Consider the following 24,631-nt stretch of genomic DNA (forward strand, 5'->3'; position numbering starts at 1 on the left):
ACGGGAAATTCCGGAGAATTCTAAGGAAATGGAGAAAGAAACGGAAGAAAAATGGAAATGCAGGAAGGAATTAGAAAGTAAGAAAACTTTAATAGGAAAATAAAGTTCGGTGTGGTATAATCACAGACAGATAATTACCATTCCTTAATAAAGGAGAAAATAATCATGAGAATGAAAATATCCAATTATATTGCCCGGAGGCTGGTGGAACTTGGTATCTTACAGGTGTTTACCGTGACAGGAGGAGGTGCCATGCATTTAAACGATGCATTGGGCCATCAGGAAGGGCTTAATTGTCTTTATAACCACCATGAGCAGGCCTGTGCCATTGCTGCGGAGTCCTATGCCAGAATCAGGGGACGTATTGCGGCTGTCTGCGTTACCACAGGCCCCGGGGGTACCAATGCCATAACCGGAGTGTTAGGCGGCTGGCTGGATTCCATTCCCATGCTGATTCTGTCAGGACAGGTCCGCTATGATACCACTGCCAGATGGTCCGGCGTAGGAATACGTGCCATGGGGGATCAGGAATTTGATATTACCAGAGCCATTGACTGCATGACCAAATACAGTGAGATGGTAATCGATCCCATGAGGATCCGCTACTGCCTGGAAAAGGCAGTCTATCTTGCGTATTCCGGTCGTCCGGGACCGGCATGGCTGGACATTCCGTTAAATGTCCAGGGGGCTTATGTGGAAACTGATGATCTCATCGGATTTGATGCAGATAATTATGAAAAGGGCGGTGACGGCTGGGCAGCTGAATCCGTAGCAAAGATCCGCGAAGATGCGTGCGGTTTCGGTGAAAAACGCCAGATACTTCCCCGGATACCGGATAAGGATACGGTGCGTGAAGTCCTTTCAAAGATCAAAGAGTCATCCCGCCCAGTGATCAATGCAGGGAGTGGAATCCGCATCGGACAGGCCCATGAAGCCTTTCTCCGGGTGGTTAAGAAGCTGGGAGTGCCGGTTGTGACAGGCTGGAACAGCCAGGACTGCATCTGCGATGAGCATCCTCTTTATACCGGAAGAGGAGGAGGGATGGGAGACCGTCCGGGTAACTTCGCCATCCAGAACAGTGATCTGGTTCTTTCTCTTGCCAGCCGCTTAAGCATCCGTCAGGTGGGATATAATTATGCCACCTGGGCCAGAGAGGCCTTTGTAATTGTCAATGACATTGATCCGGAGGAACTAAAGAAACCCTCCGTTCATGCGGATATGCGCATTCATGCGCACATCAGAGACCTTCTGGCTGTGATGGAGGACCTTTTGGATCATGAATTTATGGCAACTGCAGAGGAACCGCTCTTTCGGGGCGGAAAGGGAATCGGCTCTCTTACCTGGAACGAGACCTGCCGCATGTGGAAAGAGACATATCCTGTGGTTCTTCCCAGGCATTACGATCAGGAAGAGGGGAAGGAAGTCAATATTTATGCATTTATAAAAGAATTAAGTATGCATCTACCGCCTGATCGGATTACTGTGGTCGGCAATGGTTCGGCCTGTGTTGTGGGCGGTCATGCGTATGTCATCAAGCCCGGCCAGCGTTTTATTACCAATTCTGCAGTGGCGTCCATGGGATATGATCTGCCTGCAGCCATCGGCGCTGCCAAGGCGGATCCGGGAGAGGACATTATCCTGGTGACGGGAGACGGGAGCATACAGATGAATCTGCAGGAGCTGCAGACAATTATACACCACCGCCTCCCCATTAAGATATTTGTAATAAATAACGGCGGTTATCACTCCATCCGGCAGACGCAGAAGAATTATTTTGGTGAGCCCCTTGTGGGAATCGGAGAAGACAGCAGGGATTTAAGCTTTCCTGATATGGAGAAGCTTTCTGCTGCATACGGGTATCCCTATGTCTGCGCCCGCCACAATGGTGAGATTGACCAGGCACTCCTTCACACCCTGTCACAGGACGGACCTGTGATCTGTGAGGTGTTTGTCAGCAGGGATCAGAATTTTGAACCAAAATCAGCGGCCAAGCGTCTTCCTGATGGAACCATGGTATCTCCTCCCCTGGAGGATTTATCCCCGTTCCTTTCCGAGGAAGAGATGGAGCGCAATATGCTCATACCCCGAATCAGGGATTAGACTTATTACAGGGAGGAAATACGGTGAACGTAGTTGTAACAGGAGCTACCAGCTTCCTGGGAAGAGCGGTGGCGGACCGCCTTTTAAAACAGGGAAGCAGGGTCTATGGTGTGGTACGTCCCGGTTCGCAGAACATGAGATACTTACCGGCAGACCAGCCGGGATTTATAGTAATAGAGCGGGAGTTAGAAGCACTTGATACACTGGATCAGGTGATCGGGGAACCCTGTCAGGCATTCTATCATTTTGGCTGGGATGGATCCGGCAGCCAGAACCGGATGAAGCGGGAGGTCCAGCAAAGGAACGTACGGGACTCTTTAAAGGCATTGGAGGGAGCCAGGCGTTTAGGATGCAGCCGTTTTCTTTTCAGTGGTTCCCAGGCGGAATACGGAATCCATACCGGTCCGCTGCCGGAGGATACGGTCTGCAGTCCTGTCTCTGAATACGGTAAGGCAAAGCTGGAATTTTTAAGGCAGGCCGAAGAAATGACCAGTCAGTGGAGACAGGCGGGGATTTCTTCGATGGAATACATTCATGCACGGATTTTCAGCGTTTACGGACCAGGAGACCACCCCTGGTCCCTGGTGGAAAGCTGCTTAAGGGCATTTGGCAGAGGAGAATATATCTCCCTCGGAGAATGTACACAAATGTGGAATTTTTTATATCTGGAAGATTGTGTCCGGGCGCTGATGCTTTTAATGGAATGTGAAAAAGAATCGGTTTCCGGAATTTATAATGTTGCAGCGCCGGAACCTGAAACAAAGCCTCTGAGGGAATACATCCGGCAGATGTATGAAACCATGGGATATCACGGAGGTTACAGCTTTGGAAGAAGGCGTCCCAATGCAGAAGGGCTTGCAAATCTGATTCCGGATATAAGAAAGCTGGAGAAAGAAACCGGATTCTCCCCCCATGTAAGCTTTTCAGAGGGCATTTGGAAAACTCATGGATATGAAAAAAGGATTGACATGGAAGGGAAATTGTGATATGAGAGATAGGATTTGTATTGTGTGTAAACAGGCGCTTGATGGGGAGCCTTTGCTCACACTGGATCATATGCCGGCATCTGCACAGGATATACCGGGCCGGGAGGAGCTGGCGGAGGACAGAGGCATCTGTCTGAATCTGCACCAGTGCAGCCGCTGCGGTCTGGTACAGTTCGACTGTGAGCCTGTGCCATATTATAAAGACGTAATCCGGTCAGGAGGCTTTTCTACCACCATGGTGGAGTTAAGAAGACGCCAGTACCGGCATTTTATCGATTCTTATCATCTGGAAGGGAAGAAGCTTATTGAAGCCGGCTGCGGACAGGGAGAATTCCTTTCTGTTCTTTCCGGGTTTCCGGTTACTGCCTGCGGGATCGAGCACAGGGAGAGCCTGGTTAATCTGGGAAAAGAAAAAGGGTTGAATGTCTGGAAGCAGTTTGCAGAAGAAGGGGAGATTTTAGCGGCTCCCGATGGCAGCATGAACGGTCCCTATGATGGATTTTTGTCCTTTAATTATCTGGAGCACCAGCCGGATCCGGTTGGGATGCTTCGCTGTATTGCAGAGAATTTAACGGATGAGGGCGTTGGTTTAATTACAGTGCCCAGCCTTGAATATATTTTAAAGTATGACGGTTATTACGAGCTGATCCGGGATCACATCGCCTATTATACCTTTGATACACTGCGCTTTGCAGCAGATCAGGCTGGCTTTGAGGTGCTTGAGGAGGAAATGGTAAACCGGGATACGCTTTCTGTTATTGTCAGAAAGAGGAAAAGCCAGGCCAGGCTTGATGTGTCCGGTCTGTTAAAGAGCCGCGTCATGATCGGTGAGGAGCTGAAAAACCTGGCGGGCAAATTAGAGTCAGAGGGTAAGAGTCTTGGGATCTGGGGCGCCAGTCATCAGGGATTTACCCTTGCTTCCACCACTGTAATCGGAGAATTTGCCAGATATATCATTGATTCCGCTCCTTTTAAGCAGGGCAGATTTGCACCTGCCTCCCATCTGCCGATTGTGGCACCGGACTATTTCCATAAGGACCCGGTAGACGTTATTTTAATCGTGGCACCGGGCTATACGGAAGAGATCGCCCGGATTATTGTGGAAAAATTTGGTCAGAATGTAGAGATTCTGGCGTTGAAATCCAATCATTTGGAAAGGATATAAGTAGAAAGTATGAAAGCATTTGTCTTAATTGAACCGGGAAAAGCAGGCTGGCATGATGCGCCGGAGCCGGAACTTACATCATATGGAGCGATTCTGCGCCCTGTTGCAGTAGCTCCGTGCTCCTCTGATGTTCATACCGTTTACGGAGGGGGTTCAAGAAAAGCACCGAATCTGGTATTGGGTCATGAATGTGTGGCGGAAATCTTAGAAACCGGTGAGCTGGTGAGGGATTTTAAGCCTGGAGAGATTGTTGCAGTTCCTGCTATTACTCCGGACTGGAGAGCCATGGGGATACAGGAAGGAAATTATAAACATGCATCCGCTCCATTTTCCGGTCATCAGCTGGGGCGGTCTATTCCCGGCGTATTTGCAGAAAGGTTCCTGATTCCGGATGCGGATACCACTCTGGCAAAGATCCCGGAAGGTGTTACCCTGGAACAGGCGCTGATGTGTGTGGATGTGGTAACGACCGGTTTTACCGGAGCGGAATACGCAGACATTAATTTTGGAGATACGGTAGTGGTGATGGGGATCGGTCCCATCGGTCTGATGGCAGTGGAAGGGGCCAGGCATTTAGGGGCAGCACGCATCATTGCAGTCGGGACCAGACCGGTATGTACCAGACTGGCTATGGAATTTGGGGCGACGGAAGTTTTAAGCTATAAAGACGGCAATATCGTGGATCAGGTGATGGAACGGACAGGCGGTCTGGGAGCCGATGGCGTCATTATCTGCGGAGGCGGGGATGAGGTGTTTACCCAGGCAGTTGATATGGCAAGATATGGTATTGGAACTATATCCAACGTCAATTATTACGGCGGCACCGGTAATCTTTCGTTCCCCAAATTTTCAGGCGGCAGGGGAATGGCTGGAAAAACCATTCATACGGAACTGGCGAAAGGCGGGAGAGTCAGGATCGAACGTCTTTTAAAAATGATTCAGTACGGCAGAATCAATCCCCAGAAGCTGGTGACCCATCACCTGCACGGACTGGATCAGGTGGAGACTGCGCTCCAGCTGATGAAAGAAAAACCCGCAGATTTAGTAAAAGTGATGGTGCAGACAGATGGGAAGTGAACAGATGAAAACAATTAGCATTGTAGTTCCCTGCTATAACGAGGAAGAGAACGTGGAAGCCATGTATCAGGCGATTGCCGGCGTTTTTGCCAGGGAGTTGAAGCAATACCGTTATGAAATTATTTTTATTGATAATGATTCTGCAGACAGGACCAGGGAATTAATCCGTTCGTTATGCGCAAAGGATACAGGTGTAAAGGGGATTCTGAATGCGAAGAATTTCGGACAGTTCAATTCCCCGTACTATGCCATGCTCCAGTCGGAAGGGGACTGCACGATCTTAATGGCGGCAGATTTTCAGGATCCAGTGGACATGATCCCCAGATATGTTAAAGAATGGGAAGATGGTTATAAGATTGTAATCGGAATCAAGAAGTCCAGCAAAGAGAGCAGGATCATGTACTGGCTGAGGAGCTGTTACTATAAGATGATCAAAAAACTATCGGATGTGGAGCAGATTGAGCATTTTACCGGATTTGGACTGTATGATAAAACATTCATTCATGTTTTAAGGCAGCTTGACGATCCGACTCCTTTTCTCAGAGGGATTGTGGCAGAGCTGGGCTTTCGAAGAAAAGAGATCCCTTACGAGCAGCCAAAGCGCAGAGCTGGTAAAACCAGCAATGATTTCTTTAAGCTCTACGATGCAGCTATGCTGAGCATTACTTCCTACACAAAGGTGGGACTTCGTGTGGCAACTATATTTGGAAGCATCTGTTCCTTTGCCAGCATGATGGTCGCCCTCATTTATCTGATTTTAAAGCTGGTTTACTGGGACCGTTTCCCTGCAGGGATGGCTCCGCTTTTGATTGGCATGTGCTTCCTTGGCTCTGTTCAGATCTTTTTTATCGGTCTTGTAGGAGAGTACATTCTTTCGATCAACGCCCGCATTATGAAACGTCCTCTTGTCATTGAAGAAGAGCGGATTAATTTTACAAGCAGAACAAAGGAAGATACAGATGAGGATCTGCTTCTTACGGCAGCCTCCATGGAGGATGGGAATCAGAGATGAAATATAAGATTGACGTAGCAAGGATCCGCGATAATTCCATCGTATTAAATGGCTGGGTAATCGGTAAGACCCCGGAAGAGACGGCGAAATTCCAGGTGCTCGATGAGCAGGAAAATCCGGTTCCGTTTAAATATGTGCCGGTTCGCAGAGATGATGTAAGCCAGATATATTTTAAGAAGACGGTAGAGAAGGACCTGGGATTTGACATCCGGATTCCTTATGTCCGGGACAGTAAAAAAGACCGTACTCTGGTGATACAATGTGAAAATAAGTCGGTCCGTGTAAAACTGAATGCGGATATTATTGAAAAGCAGAACAGCTCCGCACATAAGAAATCAGCCAGATTAAAGAGTATGATGAACAAACAGACCATGCAGTCTGCCGTGGACTTCCTGATGGAGAACGGTCTGAAAGCCTTTATGATCAAATCCAGGCATAAGCTTCAGGGGATTGACAGCGATTATGATTATCCGGAGTGGGTATCACTGACCAAAACTACGGAGGAAGAACTGGCAAAGCAGAGAGAGACGGTGTTTGATTACAGTCCAAGGCTTTCCATTGTCATACCTGCATTCAGGACACCGGAGCGTTTTTTAGCCGCAATGCTGGATTCCCTTCTTGCCCAGACGTATACCAACTGGGAGGTCTGCGTGGCAGACGGAAGCCCTAAGGGAGAAGGGGTGGAACGGGTACTGAAGCGTTATGCCATAAAGGATGAGAGGATCCGTTACGTGATCCTGGGGGAAAACAAGGGAATCGCCGGCAATACCAATGCTGCCATTGAGATGGCTACAGGTGATTTCGTTGTTCTTGCAGATCATGACGATACCCTCGCACCGGATGCTTTGTTTGAATGTGTAAAAGCCATTAACAAGGATCCTGAGATTGATGTGGTTTATACAGATGAAGATAAGCTGGATATTGACGGAGGCGAATTGTTTGAGCCGCATTTCAAGCCTGATTTCAGCCCGGATTTATTAACCAGTGTTAACTACATCTGTCATCTGTTTGTGGTGAACCATGAGCTCCTTCTGGAAGTAGGCGGATTCAGACAGGAATTTGACGGAGCCCAGGATTATGATTTTATTCTGCGATGTACGGAAAAGGCCAGGAAGATCTGCCATATTCCAAAAGCACTTTACCACTGGCGATGCCATCAGGATTCCACTTCCAGTAATCCGGAAAGCAAGCTGTATGCCTTTGAGGCAGGTGCGAGAGCAGTCAAAGCCCATTATGACCGGTTGAATATCCCCGTGCGTTCCGTTGAAAAGGGAATTGATTACGGTATTTACCACACCACATTTGAGATCCCGGGAGAACCCCTGGTATCAGTGATTATTCCAAATAAGGATCACAGCGCAGATCTGGATCTAAGCATGCGCTCTCTGATTGAACGATCCACGTATCAGAATCTGGAATTTATCATTGTGGAAAATAACAGTACAGATCCTGAGACATTTGCCTATTACGAGAAGATTCAAAAGGAATTTGAATTTGTCCATGTCGTAACATGGGAGAGAGAATTCAATTATTCAGCCATCAATAATTTCGGCGTCTCGTTTGCGAAGGGAGAGTATCTTTTATTCTTAAATAATGATACGGAGCTGATTAATCCCGATAGCATAAAAGAAATGCTTGGCTATTGCCAGAGAGAAGATGTGGGAATTACCGGAGTCCGGCTTTTGTATTCCGATGATACCATTCAGCATGCCGGAGTGGTTGTGGGATTCGGTGGAATTGCGGGTCATACTTTTATTGGTCTGCATAAGGCAGAAAGCAGCTATTTCAACCAGGCGATGTGCGCAAGGAACTACAGTGCCGTGACAGCGGCATGTATGATGAGTAAGCGGTCTCTGTTTGATAAAGTGGGAGGATTCTCCGAAGATCTGGCAGTTGCCTTTAATGATATTGATTACTGCATGAAGATCCGTTCCTTAAATAAACTGGTGGTATATGCGCCCTATGCCCTTTTCTACCATTATGAGTCAAAGTCCAGAGGACTGGAGGATACGCCGGAAAAGGTGGAACGCTTTAACCGGGAGATCCGCAAATTCTCAGAAAAGTGGCCGGATATTTTGCGGGACGGTGATCCTTACTACAACCCCAATTTAACTCTCCGCAAATCTAATTTTGCACTGAGGGATTTAAAGAAAGAAAAAATAGGGGAACCCTATCAGTTAGAGGTTTAAGATGACAGAGAAAGTAACCATCATTATACCAAATTATAATGGATTAAAATTTATGGAACCGTGTTTTAAGGCCCTCAGAGCTCAAAGTGATCAGAACTTTGAGCTTCTTGTGGTGGATAACGGTTCCACTGACGGCAGCGTTTCGTGGCTGAAAGATCATAAGATTCCGTCCATATTTCTGGAAGAGAACACAGGGTTTTCCGGCGCTGTTAATATCGGGATTCAGGAATCAGTCACTCCCTATGTCATTTTATTAAACAATGATACGGAGCCGGAGCCGGATTACGTAAGGGAGATGGTAAAGGCGATTGAGCGCTCCCCAAAGATTTTCTCTGTCAGCAGCAAGATGATTCAGCTATACCATAAAGATCTCATGGATGATGCCGGTGATATGTACAGCGTACTGGGCTGGGCCTATCAAAGAGGGGTGGGACAGAAAAGCAGCGGCTATAAAAAGGCCTGCCGGATATTTTCTGCCTGTGCCGGTGCGGCCATCTACCGGAGAGAGGTTTTTGGTAAAATCGGAGGCTTTGACGAGATGCATTTCGCATACCTGGAAGACATGGATGTGGGGTACCGGGCCAGGATATGGGGCTATGAGAACTGGTACTGTCCCAAAGCGGTGGTTTATCATGTGGGAAGCGGAACCAGCGGTTCCAAATATAACTCCTTTAAAGTAAAGCTGGCTGCGAGAAACAATCTGTACTTAAATTATAAAAATATGCCCCTGCTGCAGCTGATCCTTAACCTGATTCCACTTCTTGCCGGTATGGCAGTAAAATATTTGTTTTTCCGCCGTATCGGGTTCGCTTCTGATTATATAGAAGGTGTGAAAGAAGGAATCAGGACTCTGAAAAAAACGAAAAAAGTACGGTTTCAAATGTCCCGCCTTGGAAATTATATAAGAATTGAGGGAGAGCTGATATTCGGCACATTTCTCTATGTATGGGAATTTCTGAAAAGGAAACTAAAAATTGTCAGGTCAATTTAAGAATAATTTAATGGCATCATATTGACATATCATGTATAATAAACGGGAAATTATCATGGAAGAGTATGAGTCATGCAAGTAGGAAGGTTTTGCTGCTATGATTAAAGATAATCAGAAAAAATTTAACGGGTTCCATGTAGTACTGGATGGACTGGTCATTATTTTGTCCTATGTGATAGCCTGGCTTCTGCTTCTGCTGGGTAACCGGATATTCAGTCCTTATAAACAGGTTCTGCCTCCACAGTACTATTTTGCGGCGCTTCTCCTGATTTTGCCGACCTATCTGCTCCTCTACGGCATTTTCCAGCTGTATGCACCGAAGCGGGTTCAGGAAAGACGATACGAGTTTACCAATATTTTAAAGGCCAACGTTCTGGGGCTTCTGCTGTTTTCACTCAGTCTGTTCCTGGCTAAGAAGAACCCGTTTTTAGGTAACTTTTCAACCAGAATGGTATTTTATTTCTTTGCTGTCAATGTGATTCTGGAGACGGCTGAGAGGAATTTCATCCGTATGGCGCTCCACTCCATGCGGTCGAAAGGATACAACCAGAAGCATATTCTTCTGCTGGGATACAGCCGGGCAGCGGAAGGCTTTATTGACCGGGTTCTTATGAATCCCGAATGGGGGTATCAGATCAAGGGAATCCTTGATAACAACAATGAGTGGGGCTTTGAGTATAAAGGAATTCATGTCATTGGGAAGGTGAGTGACTTAGATGAAATTCTCGCCCTTAATTCCCTTGATGAGATTGCCATTACCTTAAGCATCAGCGAATATGCAGATCTGGAGCGGATAGTGGCCTCCTGCGAAAAATCAGGCGTACACACCAAATTTATACCCGATTATAACAATATGATTCCCACAAGACCTTATATTGAGGATTTACAGGGGCTTCCTGTGGTGAATATCCGGCGTGTGCCTCTGACAGACCCGGTAAATGCCATGATAAAACGGGCAGTAGATATATTCGGCGCTGCCTTTGCCCTGGTTTTATTTTCACCGGTTATGCTCGTGACCGTTATATTGATCAAGCTCACTGCTCCCGGTCCCCTTATTTACAGGCAGGAGAGGGTAGGGCTTCACAACCGGTCGTTTCAAATGTACAAATTCCGGTCTATGGTGGTACAGGCTCCTTCAGAAGAAAAAATGAGATGGACGACAAAGCACGATTCCAGAGTGACACCAGTCGGGCGTTTTATCAGAAAGACCAGTATTGATGAGATGCCTCAGTTTTTTAATGTCTTAATGGGAGATATGAGTCTGGTAGGTCCCAGGCCCGAACGTCCGCTTTTTGTGGAGAAATTCAAAGAAGAGATTCCCCGCTATATGATCAAGCACCAGGTGCGTCCGGGAATTACAGGCTGGGCACAGGTGAATGGGCTTCGCGGAGATACTTCCATTACAAAACGGATAGAGCATGATCTGTATTATATAGAGAACTGGACACTTGGATTTGATTTTAAAATCCTGTTCCTTACCATGTTCAAAGGTTTTATTAATAAAAATGCGTACTGATTTCGGATACGACACAATTAGGATGAGGATAAGTAAATGAGAAATGAATTTGATGATGAATTAAACCGCGGGAATGAACGAAAGGAAAGGCGCGGTTCTGATTCGAGGCCAGATTCTGCTGGTACCAGCGGTCCGGCAGGCAGAGAGGGAAGAAGGTCTGTAAACGAAGGACAGCCTATATTCAGGGGACAAGCATCGGCAGGAAAGCAGCCATCGCCCGCAAGTGGGGCACGCAGGCAGCCGGAGGGCGGTGCCAGAAGAACTGAGAACGGAAGCAGACAGCCGGCGGGCGGACAGCAAAGGACTGGTGCGGGAACTGCCAGGAAGGATCAGATCGTGATAGGAGATGGAGCTTCCAGACAGCAGCCCAGAATATCGCCTCAGGAAAAGGCCGCTTTAGCCAGCCGTATGGCAGTTCATACTGAAAAAAAGAGACGGATCCGTAAATTCATAATCCTTGCAGTTGCGGAAGTTTTTACCCTCGCGCTTATTTTCTCCTATGCCTATGTGGCGAGACTTATGGGTGCGATTCAAAAGCCCGATGATTTTAACACCAATCAGGTACGTAACGAGGTGATGTCTCCGGAACAGAAGAAACATATGACCGGATACAGGACCATAGCAGTATTCGGAGTGGACAGCCGTGACGGCAATGTAAATAAAGGAACCAATGCCGACGTGATTATGCTTTGCAACATAAACAGAGGCACAGGAGAAATTAAAATTGTATCCGTTTTCCGTGATACATATCTGAATATAAATGACGGAAGTACTTATAATAAAATCAATGCAGCCTATGCCAACGGCGGAGCTGCCCAGGCACTTGCGGCAATTAACAGAAACCTGGATTTGGATGTAACCGAATATGTCACCTTTAACTGGAAGTCGGTTGCGGATGGAATCAATATGCTGGGAGGCGTTGATATTGATATCAGCAAGGCAGAATTCCGCTATATCAACTCCTTTATTACAGAAACCGTTGAAAAATCGGGTGTTCCTTCCGTCCATTTAAAATCTGCAGGTCCCAATCATCTGGATGGCGTCCAGGCTGTGGCTTATGCCAGACTCCGGAAGATGGATACTGATTTTGCAAGAACAGAACGTCAGCGCCTTGTTTTGCAGAAATCCTTTGATAAAGCAAAAAAAGCGGATCTTGGACTGTTAAACCGTATTCTTCTTATGGAAGTGGATCAGATCGGCTCCAACTTAACATTTAGTGATTTTACAGAACTGCTTCTGGATATTGGAAAATATCACATCGGTGAAACCGGAGGATTTCCATTTGCCCGTGGAGATACGAAGATGGGAAAAAAAGGCGACTGTGTAATCCCCCAGACTCTTGAGACCAATGTGGAACAGCTTCACAAGTTCCTGTTTGATAAGGATGATTACGTACCATCAAATATGGTGAAAAAGATCAGTGCGAAGATTGCGGCTGATTCCGGCATGTATAAACAGGGAAAAAGCATCGATCATGTGCCTACGGATAAAGGGCTTGATACAGAAGAAACAAAGCCAACGGTGAAGGAAACCAAGACGACTGAAGAAGAAGAAACTTCTAGCGGGGAAGAAACAGTGGAAGCCACAGATGAGTTTGGAGATCCCGTAAAGACAACAGAATCATCGGAAGGCGAGATAGGTCCGACGAAAGAAACAAGGCCTTCTGAAACCACAAAAGGGAATGGAAAACCGGGAGAAACAAGACCAACTGTTCCCGGCAGTAATGAAACGACGGCTGAGGCAGGACCAGGAACCACCTCAGGTACAAAAGCACCTGTTCCCGAAGAGACAGAAACAACTGCTCCAGGTCCTGGTGAAACGCAGACAACCCAGCCACAAGGGACGACTCCAACCACATCAGCTGCTGTTCCTGGCGGCGGAACGGATGCCGTTGTAGTTCCTGCACCACCGTCCGTTTAAAAAATACAGATATCCCTGCATATTGTGCTTTTACAAAAAAAGTACAATATGCAGGGATTTTTTCAATTCACATATTCAATATAAATTTATCACAGAATGGTCACATTTCATTGGTAGACTTTGTTTATCAGATGAGATAATAACATACATGAAAGGAGATTGGTACTATGTATGACGAAAATAACAATTTAGAAACAGGCCGTGTAAATCCGGAAGACAATAAAGAAGAAGCAGTAACAACTAATTTTACCATGAGAGATCCGGAGCCGGTAAAGGATCCGTCTCATAACAGCATTCCTCATTATCAGGAATACCGCTATCAGAGAACACCGGATCAGCTTCCATTTCACGAGGAAGAAAAGAAAAGAAAAAAAGGCGGTTTTGCAAAAAAGGCAGCAGGAATCGTAGGCGGTGCTCTTGTATTCGGAATTGTTGCCGGCAGTACAATGGTAGGAATCAACTGGGCAGCAGGTTCCTATACCCAGAAGAACCAGGTAGAGATCAGCCGTTCGGAAACCATTCCCTCTACAGCGGACAATAATGCACTACCTGCAACTAATACCTCCAAGATTTCTACATTAAACGATGTATCTGACATTGTTGATAAAGCGATGCCCTCTGTTGTAGCGATAACAAGCAAGGTTGTGTATGAAAGCCAGACATGGTTTGGACCCATGCAGCAGGAAGGGGAAGGAAGCGGTTCGGGTATTGTGGTCGGTAAAAATGACGACGAGCTTCTGATTGTGACCAATAATCACGTAGTTCAGGGAGCCAGCGAGCTGAAAGTAACCTTTATCGATCAGACAGCTGTTGATGCGGCAATTAAAGGGACTGATGCAGAGAGTGACCTGGCAGTAATAGCAGTTCCGTTAAAAAATATTTCTTCCGACACATTGTCCAAAATAGCCATTGCCTCACTGGGCAAATCAGATACCTTAAAAGTAGGGCAGGGAGTTGTTGCCATCGGTAATGCACTGGGATATGGACAGTCCGTAACAGTAGGCTATATCAGTGCACTTGACCGTTCCGTACAGACTGAAGACGGAACAAACCGCGATCTGCTCCAGACCGATGCAGCCATCAATCCTGGTAACAGCGGCGGCGCTCTTTTAAATATGCAGGGTGAGTTAATCGGTATTAACTCAGCCAAGTATTCTTCAACTGAGGTAGAAGGTATGGGATATGCCATTCCTATTTCCAAGGCCCAGACCATTATAGACAGTCTGATGACAAAGAAAACCAGAACACAGGTTGCGGACAATGATCAGGGCTATCTGGGAATACAGTGCAAGAACATCGACTCCACCACCAGCCAGCAGCTTGGTATGCCTCAGGGTGTCTTTATCTATAAGATTGTGGAAGGCGGAGCAGCATCCCAGTCCGATCTGCGTGAAAAGGATATTATCACCAAATTCGACGGACAGGGAATCAAGACTTATGATGACTTAACCGGTATGTTAAAATACTATGCCGGCGGTACAAAAGTCACTCTAACCGTACAGTCACTTGAAAACGGACAGTATGTGGAGCGCAACGTGGATATCACACTTGGCAAAAAGCCAGCTGAAGTAAAACAGCAGTAATAACACATAAAAACCATACAAAATATATTGTCTCCCGGAATTCAGATCTAAATTCCGGGAGTTTTTCATTTCATTAAAAAAATCTAAACTGTCTGTCTCCTCTTGTAGGAGTCTTTTAAATGCATTATAATAATTGGGTATACTGGATAGAATGAAAGATAAAAGGAGATTATACTTTGAGTGATAATGATATTCTGGAGGAGAAGATGGATGAGAACGAGATCCAAAACTCTGATGTAGATAAAGAAAAAAAAGATGATGAGCAGGAATACGAAAAAATCTGCTATGTGTGCCGCAGACCGGAAAGCAAGGCCGGTGCTATGGTCTCCATGCCAGGCGGAATGAATTTATGCCACGACTGTATGCAGAAAGCATTTGATTCGGTGACCCAGGGAGGTCTGGATTTAAGTAAGATTCCGGGAATGCCCTATATGAACCTGAATCTCAACGATCTCGGAAGCTTAAACAAAGACCTTGAGATCCCGAAGAAACAGAAGATTAAGAAGAGATCAGACAAGGAACCGAAAAAGCAGATGGAGCGAAAAGACATTCCTGCGCCCCATACTGTCCGCCAGAAGCTTGATGAATATATCATCGGGCAGGATCAGGCGAAAAAAGCCATATCCGTAGCAGTTTATAATCATTATAAACGTGTTTACCTGGCTGATACTGCAGGAAAAGAGGAAGATGCCGTTCAGATTGAGAAATCCAATATTCTCATGATCGGACCAACCGGAAGCGGAAAGACCTATCTGGTAAAAACACTGGCCAGACTTCTCGATGTCCCTCTTGCTATTGCAGACGCAACCTCTTTAACAGAGGCAGGTTACATCGGTGATGACATTGAAAGCGTAATATCAAAGCTTCTTTCTGCTGCAGACAACGATGTAGAGCGGGCTGAACGGGGAATTATTTTCATTGATGAGATAGACAAGATTGCCAAGAAGAAGAATACAAGCAGCAGAGATGTAAGCGGTGAGTCTGTGCAGCAGGAGCTTTTAAAGCTGCTGGAAGGAAGTTCGGTTGAGGTTCCGGTAGGAGCAAACCAGAAGAATGCCATGACTCCAATGACGACTGTGCGTACGGATAACATCTTATTTATCTGCGGAGGTGCATTCCCCGATCTGGAGGACATCATCAGGGAACGTCTGAAAGAAAAGTCCTCCATAGGATTTTCCGCAGAATTAAAGGACAAGTATGAAAAGGATGCCAACATACTTTCCCGCGTAACCAATGAAGACTTAAGAAAGTTCGGAATGATTCCCGAATTTCTCGGACGGCTCCCTATTACAGTCACCTTAGAAACATTGACAAAGGAATTGCTTGTCCGGGTATTAAAAGAACCGAGGAATGCCATATTAAAACAGTATCAGAAGCTTCTGGAACTTGATGAAGTAAAACTGGTATTTGAAGACGATGCCCTGGAATGGATCGCAGACGAAGCAATCAAGAAAAAAACCGGTGCCCGAGCACTTCGTGCCATTCTTGAAAGCTTTATGCTTGACATAATGTATGAGATCCCCAAGGATCCTAACATCGGATCAGTCATTATAACCAGAGCTTATTTAGATAAAAACGGCGGACCTCTCATTCAGATGAGAGGATAAGAAAAAGGAGAATAAATTATGATCTATATCGGTATCATAGGAGTTCTGGCGGCTCTGGATTTATGGATCAAGAAGGCCATAGAAGAGCAGAGTGACTCTGATTTCCCCAAAGAGTTAAACGAAACCGGCGGAAAGATCCTTCTATACAAGAATCACAATCCCGGCTTTTCCTTTGGCTATTTAAAAGACCATCCGGAGCTGGTTTCCATGATTCCCCTGGCAGTTGCCTCCTTCATCGGAGGCATGCTTGCATGTCTTTTAAGAAGCAGGGGTAAGAATGCAGAGAAGCTTGCCTTATCCATAGCACTGGGCGGTGCAGTCAGCAATCTCTATGACCGTTTAGTCCGTCATTACGTAGTGGATTATTTCAGCATCCAGTACGGAAAGCTGAAAAAAGTAGTCTTTAACCTGGGAGATTTCTTCATCTTTCTGGGGGCGGGTCTCGTCATTATCATTGAAATGGTACGTGCATTCAAAGAACGCTGAACTTAAAAAAGCGGCTGTCTTCTTGACACAGCCGTTTTTCTATTGTACAATCATTCATAAAATATTATAAAACAGGAGTTGATTTTTTTGGATTCGAGTGACTATATACAGTTGCTTATTTTGATTTTTTTAATTGGACTATCAGCATTTTTCTCATCAGCTGAGACAGCACTTACAACGGTGAACCGGATCAGGGTCAGGACTCTGGCGGAAGCAGGCAACAAGAATGCCATTACGCTTGCAAAGATTCTGGAAGACCAGGGTAAGATGCTCAGCGCGATTCTCGTTGGTAACAATGTGGTTAACTTAACCGCCTCTTCCATGTCCACCACACTGGTCATGAGTATCTGGGGGAATAAGGCAATCAGCATTGCGACCGGTATTCTGACGCTTGTAATTTTGGTTTTCGGCGAGATTTCACCAAAGACCATATCTACCTTATATTCCGAAACAATTTCTCTAAAGTATGCGAAAATCATATACCCGTTTATGACAATCATGACACCAGTCATCTATGTGGTGCATATTCTTTCCTCCAATTTTCTGCGCTTGGTGCATGTCAACCCAAACAGAAAGCAGGACGCCATTACCGAGGATGAGCTGAGAACCATCGTAGATGTAAGCCATGAAGAGGGAGTCATAGAATCAGAAGAAAGAAAGATGATTAACAATGTATTCGATTTTGGTGATTCTGTAGCCAGGGACATTATGATACCCCGTATTGATATGACTCTGGTAGAGGTTAACGCCACATACGAAGAGCTCATCGATATATTCCGTGAAGAGATGTACACCAGAATACCAGTTTACGAGGAAACCAGTGACAACGTGATCGGAATCATCAATATGAAAGACCTTCTTCTAAACGACAACAGCACTAATTTTAATATCCGTAATTTCTTAAGAGAACCGCTCTATACATATGAGTACAAAAAAACGGCTGAACTCATGATAGAGATGCGCCAGACCTGCAACAATGTAGTTATCGTACTAGACGAATACGGAGCAACCGCCGGCATGATCACCTTAGAAGATCTGCTGGAAGAGATTGTAGGTGAGATCAGGGACGAGTATGATGAAGACGAAGAGAACGAACTGGTGGAAGTAGCACCTTATGAATATCTGATGGAAGGATCCATGAAGCTTGACGATTTAAACGACAGGCTGGGTCTGGAGCTGGAATCAGAGGATTACGATTCTATCGGCGGACTGATTATCGGACTTTTGGACCGGCTTCCGGAGCAGGGCGAAGAAGTAAGCTTTGGAGATATCAGGCTGGTGGTTGAGGCGCTGGATAAGAACAGAATTGATAAAGTTAGGATGTATCTGCCGAATCAGGATTTGATGGGGTGATGGGTTGATGGGTTGATGAAAAAGGACAGAGCAAGAGGGGCAGAGACGGAGTTTCGGCGGGAGAACTTCTAAGGCCGGACAGGCACAAAAAACATGGGATCGGAAACACTTCACCCGAATTTCTGAAAGAAATTCGCGCTCAGGGTTTCCTCGGAAATTGGCTTTGATGCCAATTTCCGCCCACGCTTTTTGCACCTGTCCGGCCTAAGAAGTTCTAACCCGCCTCCAAACCGTCTCTGCCCCTCTTGCTCTGTCCTTTTTCCCCGCAACGTCTTCAAAACCACCTGTTAAGTAGCAATAAAGTCCGTGAGTAAGAAACATACCCTCCGACTGCTAATGTTTTTTTACCAGACGGGCCGATACTGTTTGGGAGAAAATGAGGAGTGGTGTCCCCGACTGCGGCGATTTGCGAAGGGCGTCGATAGGTGTTAGGGAGAGGAAGCGGGGAAATGAGGACAAAAAACGGACATACAAAGTCCGTTTTTTAGGCGCCATTCATCGGGTTTTCATCAAGAAAACCCGATGAATGGCGCCGGTGTCCTTATTTCCGTGCTTTCTATCCCTTACACCTATCCCGCCCGGAGCCATGAGCGCAGGCGGGGACACCACTCCTCATTTTCCTTCAACCCGTAATCAACTTAGCATCCCCCCCGCGGTTCCGCTTGCCGCGCAGATCGCCATAGTCGTCAGAATCTGATTCATCGACCCATTGATCCCTTTGTTCAGTATAAAGGAAACTGCCATAAGCACAAGGAAATACAAAAGACCCAGTAACAGACCCCAGAAGAATCTCCGCTGCTTTATGCTTTTTCCCATAAGAATACCGCCAAAGAGACAGGTGATGATGTAAATTGCATTGACACCCAGCCGGATCTGACCTTCCTTCAGCCGGAATCTATAAAGCGCTAAGGCCAGGACCACCAGCAGGACTCCGGTCAGTATGTAGGTGACAAGCAGATTTCTAAGTGTGACCTGAAGCTTTGATTTTTCCATGTAATTACTCCTTACGTCTTGTCTTATGGTTCAGTATATTCGTCCATTGGGGAGGATATTCAAATATATTCACGGTTCCAAAAATTGTTTCAGCTCCTGGTCAGGGGGGAATAAATCTTGCACTGGTTAGAAACATGTGGTATAATCTCAGGGAATTAGGTAAACACAGGAGGTGTAAGTTTATATGAAACACGTGAAAACATTAAGTTCCAGTACATTAAAAGAATCTATGAAAAAAGGTGGCTGCGGTGAGTGCCAGACTTCCTGTCAGTCAGCTTGCAAAACATCCTGTACAGTAGGAAACCAGAGCTGCGAGAACAGCAACCGCTAGTATATAACTGTATAGACCAGCCATAAGGCAGATAAGCAGATGCCCCTACGGTCGTTAGACGGTAGGGGTTCCTTCGCTTGTCTGCTAAAAATGATTAAAGGTTAAATTTAAATGAAGGAGAATACAAGTGATCCATCAATATATCAATAATGGCTTCCATATTATTATGGATGTCAACAGCGGTTCTGTTCATTCGGTTGATCCGGTTCTGTATGATGCTGTAAAAATAGCAGCAGAACTGGTGCCGGATATGGAAGAACCGGCAGCACTTCCAAAAGAAGTGGAGGATAAAGTGCTTCATGCTCTTACAGGGACTTATGGAGAGCCTGAGGTGAGAGAGGCACTGGAAGAGATTCAGTCTCTTATTAATGAAGGAGAACTGTTTACCAGGGATATTTACCATGACTATGTGGTTGATTTTAAAAAGAGAAAGACGGTTGTAAAGGCACTTTGCTTACATATTGCCCATGACTGCAACCTTGCATGTAAATACTGTTTTGCGGAAGAAGGCGAGTATCATGGACGCCGTGCCCTGATGTCATTTGAAGTTGGAAAGAAGGCACTGGACTTTCTGATTGCAAATTCCGGGAACCGCAAGAATCTGGAAGTGGACTTTTTTGGCGGCGAACCTTTGATGAATTGGGAAGTTGTTAAGCAGCTTGTTGAATACGGACGCTCAAAAGAGAAAGAATATAATAAAAACTTCCGTTTTACCATGACCACCAACGGCGTTCTTTTAAACGACGAGATCATGGAATACTGCAACAGGGAAATGAGCAATGTAGTGTTAAGCCTTGACGGACGCAGGGAAGTCAATGACCGGATGCGGCCGTTCCGTAATGGGAAAGGCAGCTACGAGCTTATTGTTCCCAAATTTCAGAAGTTTGCAAAACTGAGAGGGGAAAAGGATTATTATATCCGTGGTACATTTACTCGGAATAATATGGATTTTTCAAAGGATGTGCTGGAGTTTGCTGATCTTGGTTTTGAGAGCATGTCCATTGAACCCGTTGTTGCTCAGGAGGAAGAGGAGTATTCCATCAGACAGGAAGATATTCCTGCAATTTTAGAGGAGTATGATAAGCTGGCTGTTGAGTATATTAAAAGGAAGAAAGAAGGAAGAGGATTTAATTTCTTCCATTTTAATATAGATCTGACTCAGGGACCCTGTGTAGCGAAACGATTGTCTGGCTGCGGTTCAGGGACCGAGTATCTGGCAGTTACCCCGTGGGGGGATTTTTATCCATGCCACCAGTTTGTCGGAGAAGAGAAGTTTCTTCTCGGCAATGTAGATACAGGTGTGACAAATACACAGATCCGCGACGAATTTAAACTTTGTAATGTTTATGCTAAGGATAAATGCCGGGATTGTTTTGCAAGGTTTTATTGCAGCGGAGGCTGTGCAGCCAACTCCTATAATTTCCATGGAAGCATTACCGATGCTTATGAAATCGGCTGTGAGATGCAGAAGAAGCGGATTGAGTGTGCGATCATGATCAAGGCAGCTTTGGCTGAAGAATAATGTGAAGGAGAAAAGTCATGAAAAGTAACAAAGGCAAGGGCCTCTTAGGGCTGATTATTGCACTGGCACTGGTTGGTTTGTTCGGCTATTTCGGATATACCACCATGAGTGACATTAAGCTTGGATTGGATCTGGCGGGGGGCGTCAGCATTACTTATCAGGCAAAGGAAGAAAAACCAAGTGCCGAGGATATGAAGGACACAATTTACAAGCTGCAGCAGAGAGTACAGAATTACAGCACGGAAGCTGAAGTATACCAGGAAGGGGACAACCGTATTAATGTGGATATCCCCGGCGTATCCGATGCCAATGCAATTCTGGAAGAGCTTGGAAAACCCGGCTCCTTAACATTTACTGATGAAGCCGGAAAAGTTATCTTAAATGGTAATCAGGTATCAACAGCAAAGCCGGTTATTACTGAGAATAACGGTATCAAGGAATATATGGTTGATCTGACCTTCACCGATGAAGGGAAAAAGGCATTTGCAGACGCGACCACTGCCAATGTTGGAAAACGGATTGCCATCATCTATGACGGAAAGATCTATTCCAACCCGGTTGTGCAGGAACCAATTACTCAGGGACAGTGCCAGATCAGCGGTATGGACTCCTATGAAGAAGCAGAAACACTTGCTTCCACCATCCGTATCGGTTCCCTTTCTCTGGAACTGGAAGAACTCCGCTCCAATGTAGTTGGTGCAAAACTTGGACAGGAAGCCATTACCACCAGCTTAAAGGCAGGTGCCATCGGATTTGCTATTGTGGCAGTATTTATGATTCTGGCTTATTTACTTCCGGGATTTGCTGCAGTTGTTGCATTGTCTATTTATGTAGGCGTTATATTAATTCTGCTGGATGCGTTTGAGGTAACACTTACGCTACCCGGAGTTGCAGGTATTATTCTCTCCATCGGTATGGCGGTGGATGCCAATGTAATTATCTTTACCCGTATCAAAGAAGAGATCGGGTCTGGAAAAGCAGTAAAAAATGCAATACAGGTTGGATTTAACAAGGCACTGTCTGCTATTGTGGATGGTAACGTGACCACTCTGATTGCCGCAGCGGTGCTGTTCTGGAGAGGTTCCGGTACAGTAAAGGGTTTTGCCTCCACACTGGCAATCGGTATTGTACTGTCCATGATTACTGCACTGTTTGTAACAAAGTTCATTTTAAACAGCCTTTTCCTGCTTGGTTTTGAGAATGAAAAGATGTATGGAATGAAAAAGGACAAGAAGTCCATTGACTTTGTATCCAAACGTAATATCTGGTTTTGTGCGTCACTTCTTGTAATCATCGTGGGACTTGCATGGCTTGGTGTGAACAAATCCCAGACAGGGAATATCTTAAATTACAGCATGGAATTTAAGGGCGGTACCTCCACCAATGTAACCTTTAATGAGGATCTGTCCCTGGACAAGATCTCTTCTGAGGTAGTGCCTGTTGTGCGGGAAGTTACCAATGATACTGATGTTCAGACTCAGAAGGTAGCAGGAACCAATGAAGTAATTATTAAGACAAAAACGCTGACTGTACAGGAAAGAGAAACATTAAATAAAGCAATGGTAGATCATTTCGGTGTGGAAGCGGAGAAGATTACAGCGGAAAGTATATCCGGTGCGATCAGCCAGGAAATGAAGAGAGATGCTATTGTTGCAGTTATTATTGCTACCATCTGCATGCTGCTTTATATCTGGTTCCGGTTTAAGGATATCCGTTTTGCAGGAAGTGCAGTACTGGCACTGGTTCATGATGTACTGATCGTGCTTACCTTCTACGCAATCCTGAAATGGTCCGTAGGATCTACGTTCATTGCGTGTATGCTTACCATTGTAGGATATTCCATTAATGCGACAATCGTTATTTTTGACCGTATCCGTGAAAACTTAAAGACTCAGAGTAAGCTGGAGCTTTCTGAGATCGTTAACTTAAGTATTACCCAGACATTTACCAGAAGTATTAATACCTCACTGACCACATTTGTCATGGTATTTGTTCTGTTTCTGATGGGAGTTTCATCCATTCGGGAGTTTGCCCTTCCGCTCATGGTAGGTATTATCTGCGGTACTTATTCTTCTGTCTGCATCACAGGCTCTCTGTGGTATGTCATGACTGCCAGTAAGAATAAGAAAAGTGTGAATGCAAAAGCAACTGCGAAAAACAGCAAAAAATTAAAGTAAGGAATTGTAAATGAACTATAAAATCATTGCAAAAGACGGACGTGCCAAACGGGCAGAAGTAACCACCGTTCACGGGACGATCCAGACGCCGGTATTCATGAATGTGGGGACGGTGGGGGCTATCAAAGGAGCTGTTTCCACCGATGATCTCCGGGAGATTAAAACCCAGGTGGAGCTTTCTAATACCTACCATCTTCATGTGCGCACAGGCGACCGGTTAATTAAAGAGTTTGGCGGGCTCCATCAGTTTATGAACTGGGACCGCCCCATTCTGACAGACTCCGGCGGGTTTCAGGTGTTTTCCCTGACCGGTTTAAGAAAGATCAAAGAAGAAGGCGTGTATTTCCAGTCTCACATTGACGGCCACAGGATCTTTATGGGACCGGAGGAGAGCATGCAGATACAGTCCAATCTGGCGTCTACCATTGCCATGGCATTTGATGAGTGCCCACCCCACCCTGCAACCAGGGAGTATATGCAAAACAGTGTGGACCGCACCACCAGATGGCTGGAGCGCTGCAGAACTGAGATGGGAAGGCTGAATGAGCTTCCGGACACCATTAATAAAGATCAGCTGCTCTTTGGAATCAATCAGGGCGGCACCTTTGAGGATATCCGGATTGCCCATGCTAAGACTATATCTGCCATGGATCTTGACGGATATGCACTGGGAGGTCTTGCGGTTGGCGAGAGCCATTCGGAGATGTACCGCATTCTTGATGAGACAGTGCCTTACCTGCCGGAGAATAAGCCCACATATCTGATGGGCGTGGGGACTCCTGCTAATATTTTAGAGTCTGTAGACCGGGGAGTTGATTTCTTCGACTGTGTATACCCGTCAAGAAACGGCCGTCACGGCCACGTTTATACAAACCTAGGAAAATTAAACTTATTTAATTCCAAATTTGAACTGGATCATAGGCCGATAGAAGAAGGGTGCCAGTGCCCTGCCTGCCGTTCCTACAGCAGAGCTTACATCAGGCATTTATTGAAAGCAAAAGAAATGCTGGGCATGCGATTATGTGTCTTGCATAATCTGTATTTTTATAATACAATGATGGAAGAGATTCGAGAAGCGATTGAGAATCACCGTTATGGAGAATATAAGGAGAGGAAGCTATCCGGTATGGCAGCAGGCACATCCGGGGAATAAAGCGCTCCCTTTAGACAGGCATACGGCAGAATCGATCTATAAGGAGGAAACGGTTATGTTATTAGCAACAGGCGGTACGATGGGCATGGGTTTCTGGGTAATTTATATTGCAGTAATCTTAGGCTTTATGTATTTTATTGCAATCAGACCACAGAAGAAAGAGAAGAAAAGACAGCAGGAGATGTTCGCCAGCATAGCGATCGGTGACAGCGTATTAACCAGCAGTGGTTTTTACGGAGTCATTATCGATATGACGGATGATACCGTAATTGTAGAATTCGGCAACAACAAAAACTGCAGAATTCCTATGCAGAAGACAGCCATTGTACAGGTTGAAAAGCCAGAAGCATAAATGCATCGATAGAAGCATTACCCGGAGAAAGATTACTTTTTCCGGGTTTTTTGTTGTTTTGGGTTGACAGGTTATCGCTTCTGAGATATACTTCAAAAGTAAATAGTTCAATAATGAA

Annotated in this window: 19 protein-coding genes; 18 read left to right on the forward strand and 1 reads right to left on the reverse strand. The window is 45.7% G+C overall.

The window, feature by feature from the left end:
• Nucleotides 1–165: 165 nt before the first annotated feature.
• From CRO04_RS06575 to CRO04_RS06635, 13 genes are all read left to right on the forward strand, one after another.
• The gene (locus CRO04_RS06575) at nucleotides 166–2,100 is read left to right on the forward strand and encodes a thiamine pyrophosphate-binding protein (protein ID WP_097003431.1); all 1,935 of its coding nucleotides are present in this window, start codon (nucleotides 166–168) and stop codon (nucleotides 2,098–2,100) included.
• A 23-nt stretch (nucleotides 2,101–2,123) separates the two neighbouring features.
• Nucleotides 2,124–3,086 carry an NAD-dependent epimerase/dehydratase family protein gene (locus CRO04_RS06580; protein ID WP_097003432.1) on the forward strand — a complete coding sequence of 321 codons (963 nt, stop codon included), beginning with the start codon at nucleotides 2,124–2,126 and terminating at the stop codon, nucleotides 3,084–3,086.
• A 1-nt stretch (nucleotide 3,087) separates the two neighbouring features.
• A complete protein-coding gene (locus tag CRO04_RS06585; RefSeq protein WP_097003492.1) occupies nucleotides 3,088–4,251 on the forward strand; it encodes a class I SAM-dependent methyltransferase in 1,164 nt (387 codons plus the stop codon).
• A gap of 9 nt (nucleotides 4,252–4,260) precedes the next feature.
• Nucleotides 4,261–5,328, forward strand: coding sequence for a zinc-binding dehydrogenase (locus CRO04_RS06590; protein WP_097003433.1), 1,068 nt, complete (start codon nucleotides 4,261–4,263; stop codon nucleotides 5,326–5,328).
• Between the two features lie 4 nt (nucleotides 5,329–5,332).
• Nucleotides 5,333–6,340, forward strand: a complete 1,008-nt coding sequence (locus tag CRO04_RS06595) for a glycosyltransferase family 2 protein (protein ID WP_097003493.1) — start codon at nucleotides 5,333–5,335, stop codon at nucleotides 6,338–6,340.
• Nucleotides 6,337–8,529 (forward strand): glycosyltransferase family 2 protein, encoded by a 2,193-nt coding sequence (locus CRO04_RS06600; RefSeq protein ID WP_097003434.1) that lies wholly within the window; start codon nucleotides 6,337–6,339, stop codon nucleotides 8,527–8,529. The genes CRO04_RS06595 and CRO04_RS06600 overlap by 4 nt, the downstream gene beginning before the upstream one ends.
• A gap of 1 nt (nucleotide 8,530) precedes the next feature.
• Nucleotides 8,531–9,520: a glycosyltransferase family 2 protein gene (locus CRO04_RS06605; RefSeq protein WP_097003435.1), complete on the forward strand. Its 990-nt coding sequence runs from the start codon at nucleotides 8,531–8,533 to the stop codon at nucleotides 9,518–9,520.
• Nucleotides 9,521–9,617: 97 nt separating this feature from the next.
• Nucleotides 9,618–11,036 carry an undecaprenyl-phosphate glucose phosphotransferase gene (locus tag CRO04_RS06610; RefSeq protein WP_097003436.1) on the forward strand — a complete coding sequence of 473 codons (1,419 nt, stop codon included), beginning with the start codon at nucleotides 9,618–9,620 and terminating at the stop codon, nucleotides 11,034–11,036.
• Nucleotides 11,037–11,072: 36 nt separating this feature from the next.
• Entirely contained in the window at nucleotides 11,073–12,956 is a 1,884-nt protein-coding gene (locus CRO04_RS06615; protein WP_097003437.1) for an LCP family protein, read from the forward strand.
• Between the two features lie 167 nt (nucleotides 12,957–13,123).
• Nucleotides 13,124–14,539 carry a S1C family serine protease gene (locus tag CRO04_RS06620; protein WP_097003438.1) on the forward strand — a complete coding sequence of 472 codons (1,416 nt, stop codon included), beginning with the start codon at nucleotides 13,124–13,126 and terminating at the stop codon, nucleotides 14,537–14,539.
• Nucleotides 14,540–14,745: 206 nt separating this feature from the next.
• Nucleotides 14,746–16,146 (forward strand): ATP-dependent Clp protease ATP-binding subunit ClpX, encoded by a 1,401-nt coding sequence (gene clpX, locus CRO04_RS06625; RefSeq protein WP_097003494.1) that lies wholly within the window; start codon nucleotides 14,746–14,748, stop codon nucleotides 16,144–16,146.
• An 18-nt stretch (nucleotides 16,147–16,164) separates the two neighbouring features.
• Entirely contained in the window at nucleotides 16,165–16,632 is a 468-nt protein-coding gene (locus CRO04_RS06630) for a signal peptidase II (RefSeq protein WP_097003439.1), read from the forward strand.
• 87 nt (nucleotides 16,633–16,719) lie between these two features.
• Nucleotides 16,720–17,985 carry an HlyC/CorC family transporter gene (locus CRO04_RS06635; RefSeq protein WP_097003440.1) on the forward strand — a complete coding sequence of 422 codons (1,266 nt, stop codon included), beginning with the start codon at nucleotides 16,720–16,722 and terminating at the stop codon, nucleotides 17,983–17,985.
• A 633-nt stretch (nucleotides 17,986–18,618) separates the two neighbouring features.
• Here the strand turns inward: CRO04_RS06635 and CRO04_RS06640 are convergent.
• Nucleotides 18,619–18,978, reverse strand: coding sequence for a TIGR04086 family membrane protein (locus tag CRO04_RS06640; protein ID WP_097003441.1), 360 nt, complete (start codon nucleotides 18,976–18,978; stop codon nucleotides 18,619–18,621).
• 184 nt (nucleotides 18,979–19,162) lie between these two features.
• On the opposite strand from CRO04_RS06640, the gene scfA reads away from it, so the two are divergent.
• The 5 genes from scfA to yajC all read left to right on the forward strand — a co-directional run bounded on the left by scfA (nucleotide 19,163) and on the right by yajC (nucleotide 24,513).
• A complete protein-coding gene (scfA, locus tag CRO04_RS06645; RefSeq protein ID WP_097003442.1) occupies nucleotides 19,163–19,309 on the forward strand; it encodes a six-cysteine ranthipeptide SCIFF in 147 nt (48 codons plus the stop codon).
• Between the two features lie 127 nt (nucleotides 19,310–19,436).
• Complete coding sequence (gene scfB / locus CRO04_RS06650) at nucleotides 19,437–20,831, forward strand: thioether cross-link-forming SCIFF peptide maturase (RefSeq protein WP_097003443.1); 1,395 nt, start codon at nucleotides 19,437–19,439, stop codon at nucleotides 20,829–20,831.
• A 17-nt stretch (nucleotides 20,832–20,848) separates the two neighbouring features.
• The gene (secD, locus tag CRO04_RS06655; RefSeq protein WP_097003444.1) at nucleotides 20,849–23,008 is read left to right on the forward strand and encodes a protein translocase subunit SecD; all 2,160 of its coding nucleotides are present in this window, start codon (nucleotides 20,849–20,851) and stop codon (nucleotides 23,006–23,008) included.
• A 10-nt stretch (nucleotides 23,009–23,018) separates the two neighbouring features.
• Nucleotides 23,019–24,161 (forward strand): tRNA guanosine(34) transglycosylase Tgt, encoded by a 1,143-nt coding sequence (tgt, locus tag CRO04_RS06660; RefSeq protein WP_097003445.1) that lies wholly within the window; start codon nucleotides 23,019–23,021, stop codon nucleotides 24,159–24,161.
• A 55-nt stretch (nucleotides 24,162–24,216) separates the two neighbouring features.
• On the forward strand, nucleotides 24,217–24,513 hold the full coding sequence (yajC, locus tag CRO04_RS06665) for a preprotein translocase subunit YajC (RefSeq protein WP_097003446.1): 297 nt from the start codon (nucleotides 24,217–24,219) through the stop codon (nucleotides 24,511–24,513).
• The last annotated feature ends 118 nt before the right edge of the window (nucleotides 24,514–24,631 follow it).

This window comes from Lacrimispora amygdalina, assembly GCF_900205965.1.
Lineage (GTDB): Bacteria > Bacillota > Clostridia > Lachnospirales > Lachnospiraceae > Lacrimispora > Lacrimispora amygdalina_A.

Excerpts from the sequence above, each read along its gene's own strand:
- CRO04_RS06575 (WP_097003431.1), top strand. The coding sequence starts at position 166 with ATGAGAATGAAAATATCCAATTATATTGCCCGGAGGCTGGTGGAACTT.
- CRO04_RS06585 (WP_097003492.1), top strand. The coding sequence starts at position 3,088 with ATGAGAGATAGGATTTGTATTGTGTGTAAACAGGCGCTTGATGGGGAG.
- CRO04_RS06590 (WP_097003433.1), top strand. The coding sequence starts at position 4,261 with ATGAAAGCATTTGTCTTAATTGAACCGGGAAAAGCAGGCTGGCATGAT.
- CRO04_RS06595 (WP_097003493.1), top strand. The coding sequence starts at position 5,333 with ATGAAAACAATTAGCATTGTAGTTCCCTGCTATAACGAGGAAGAGAAC.
- CRO04_RS06600 (WP_097003434.1), top strand. The coding sequence starts at position 6,337 with ATGAAATATAAGATTGACGTAGCAAGGATCCGCGATAATTCCATCGTA.
- CRO04_RS06605 (WP_097003435.1), top strand. The coding sequence starts at position 8,531 with ATGACAGAGAAAGTAACCATCATTATACCAAATTATAATGGATTAAAA.
- CRO04_RS06610 (WP_097003436.1), top strand. The coding sequence starts at position 9,618 with ATGATTAAAGATAATCAGAAAAAATTTAACGGGTTCCATGTAGTACTG.
- CRO04_RS06615 (WP_097003437.1), top strand. The coding sequence starts at position 11,073 with ATGAGAAATGAATTTGATGATGAATTAAACCGCGGGAATGAACGAAAG.
- CRO04_RS06620 (WP_097003438.1), top strand. The coding sequence starts at position 13,124 with ATGTATGACGAAAATAACAATTTAGAAACAGGCCGTGTAAATCCGGAA.
- clpX (WP_097003494.1), top strand. The coding sequence starts at position 14,746 with ATGGATGAGAACGAGATCCAAAACTCTGATGTAGATAAAGAAAAAAAA.
- CRO04_RS06630 (WP_097003439.1), top strand. The coding sequence starts at position 16,165 with ATGATCTATATCGGTATCATAGGAGTTCTGGCGGCTCTGGATTTATGG.
- CRO04_RS06640 (WP_097003441.1), bottom strand. The coding sequence starts at position 18,978 with ATGGAAAAATCAAAGCTTCAGGTCACACTTAGAAATCTGCTTGTCACC.
- scfA (WP_097003442.1), top strand. The coding sequence starts at position 19,163 with ATGAAACACGTGAAAACATTAAGTTCCAGTACATTAAAAGAATCTATG.
- secD (WP_097003444.1), top strand. The coding sequence starts at position 20,849 with ATGAAAAGTAACAAAGGCAAGGGCCTCTTAGGGCTGATTATTGCACTG.
- tgt (WP_097003445.1), top strand. The coding sequence starts at position 23,019 with ATGAACTATAAAATCATTGCAAAAGACGGACGTGCCAAACGGGCAGAA.
- yajC (WP_097003446.1), top strand. The coding sequence starts at position 24,217 with ATGTTATTAGCAACAGGCGGTACGATGGGCATGGGTTTCTGGGTAATT.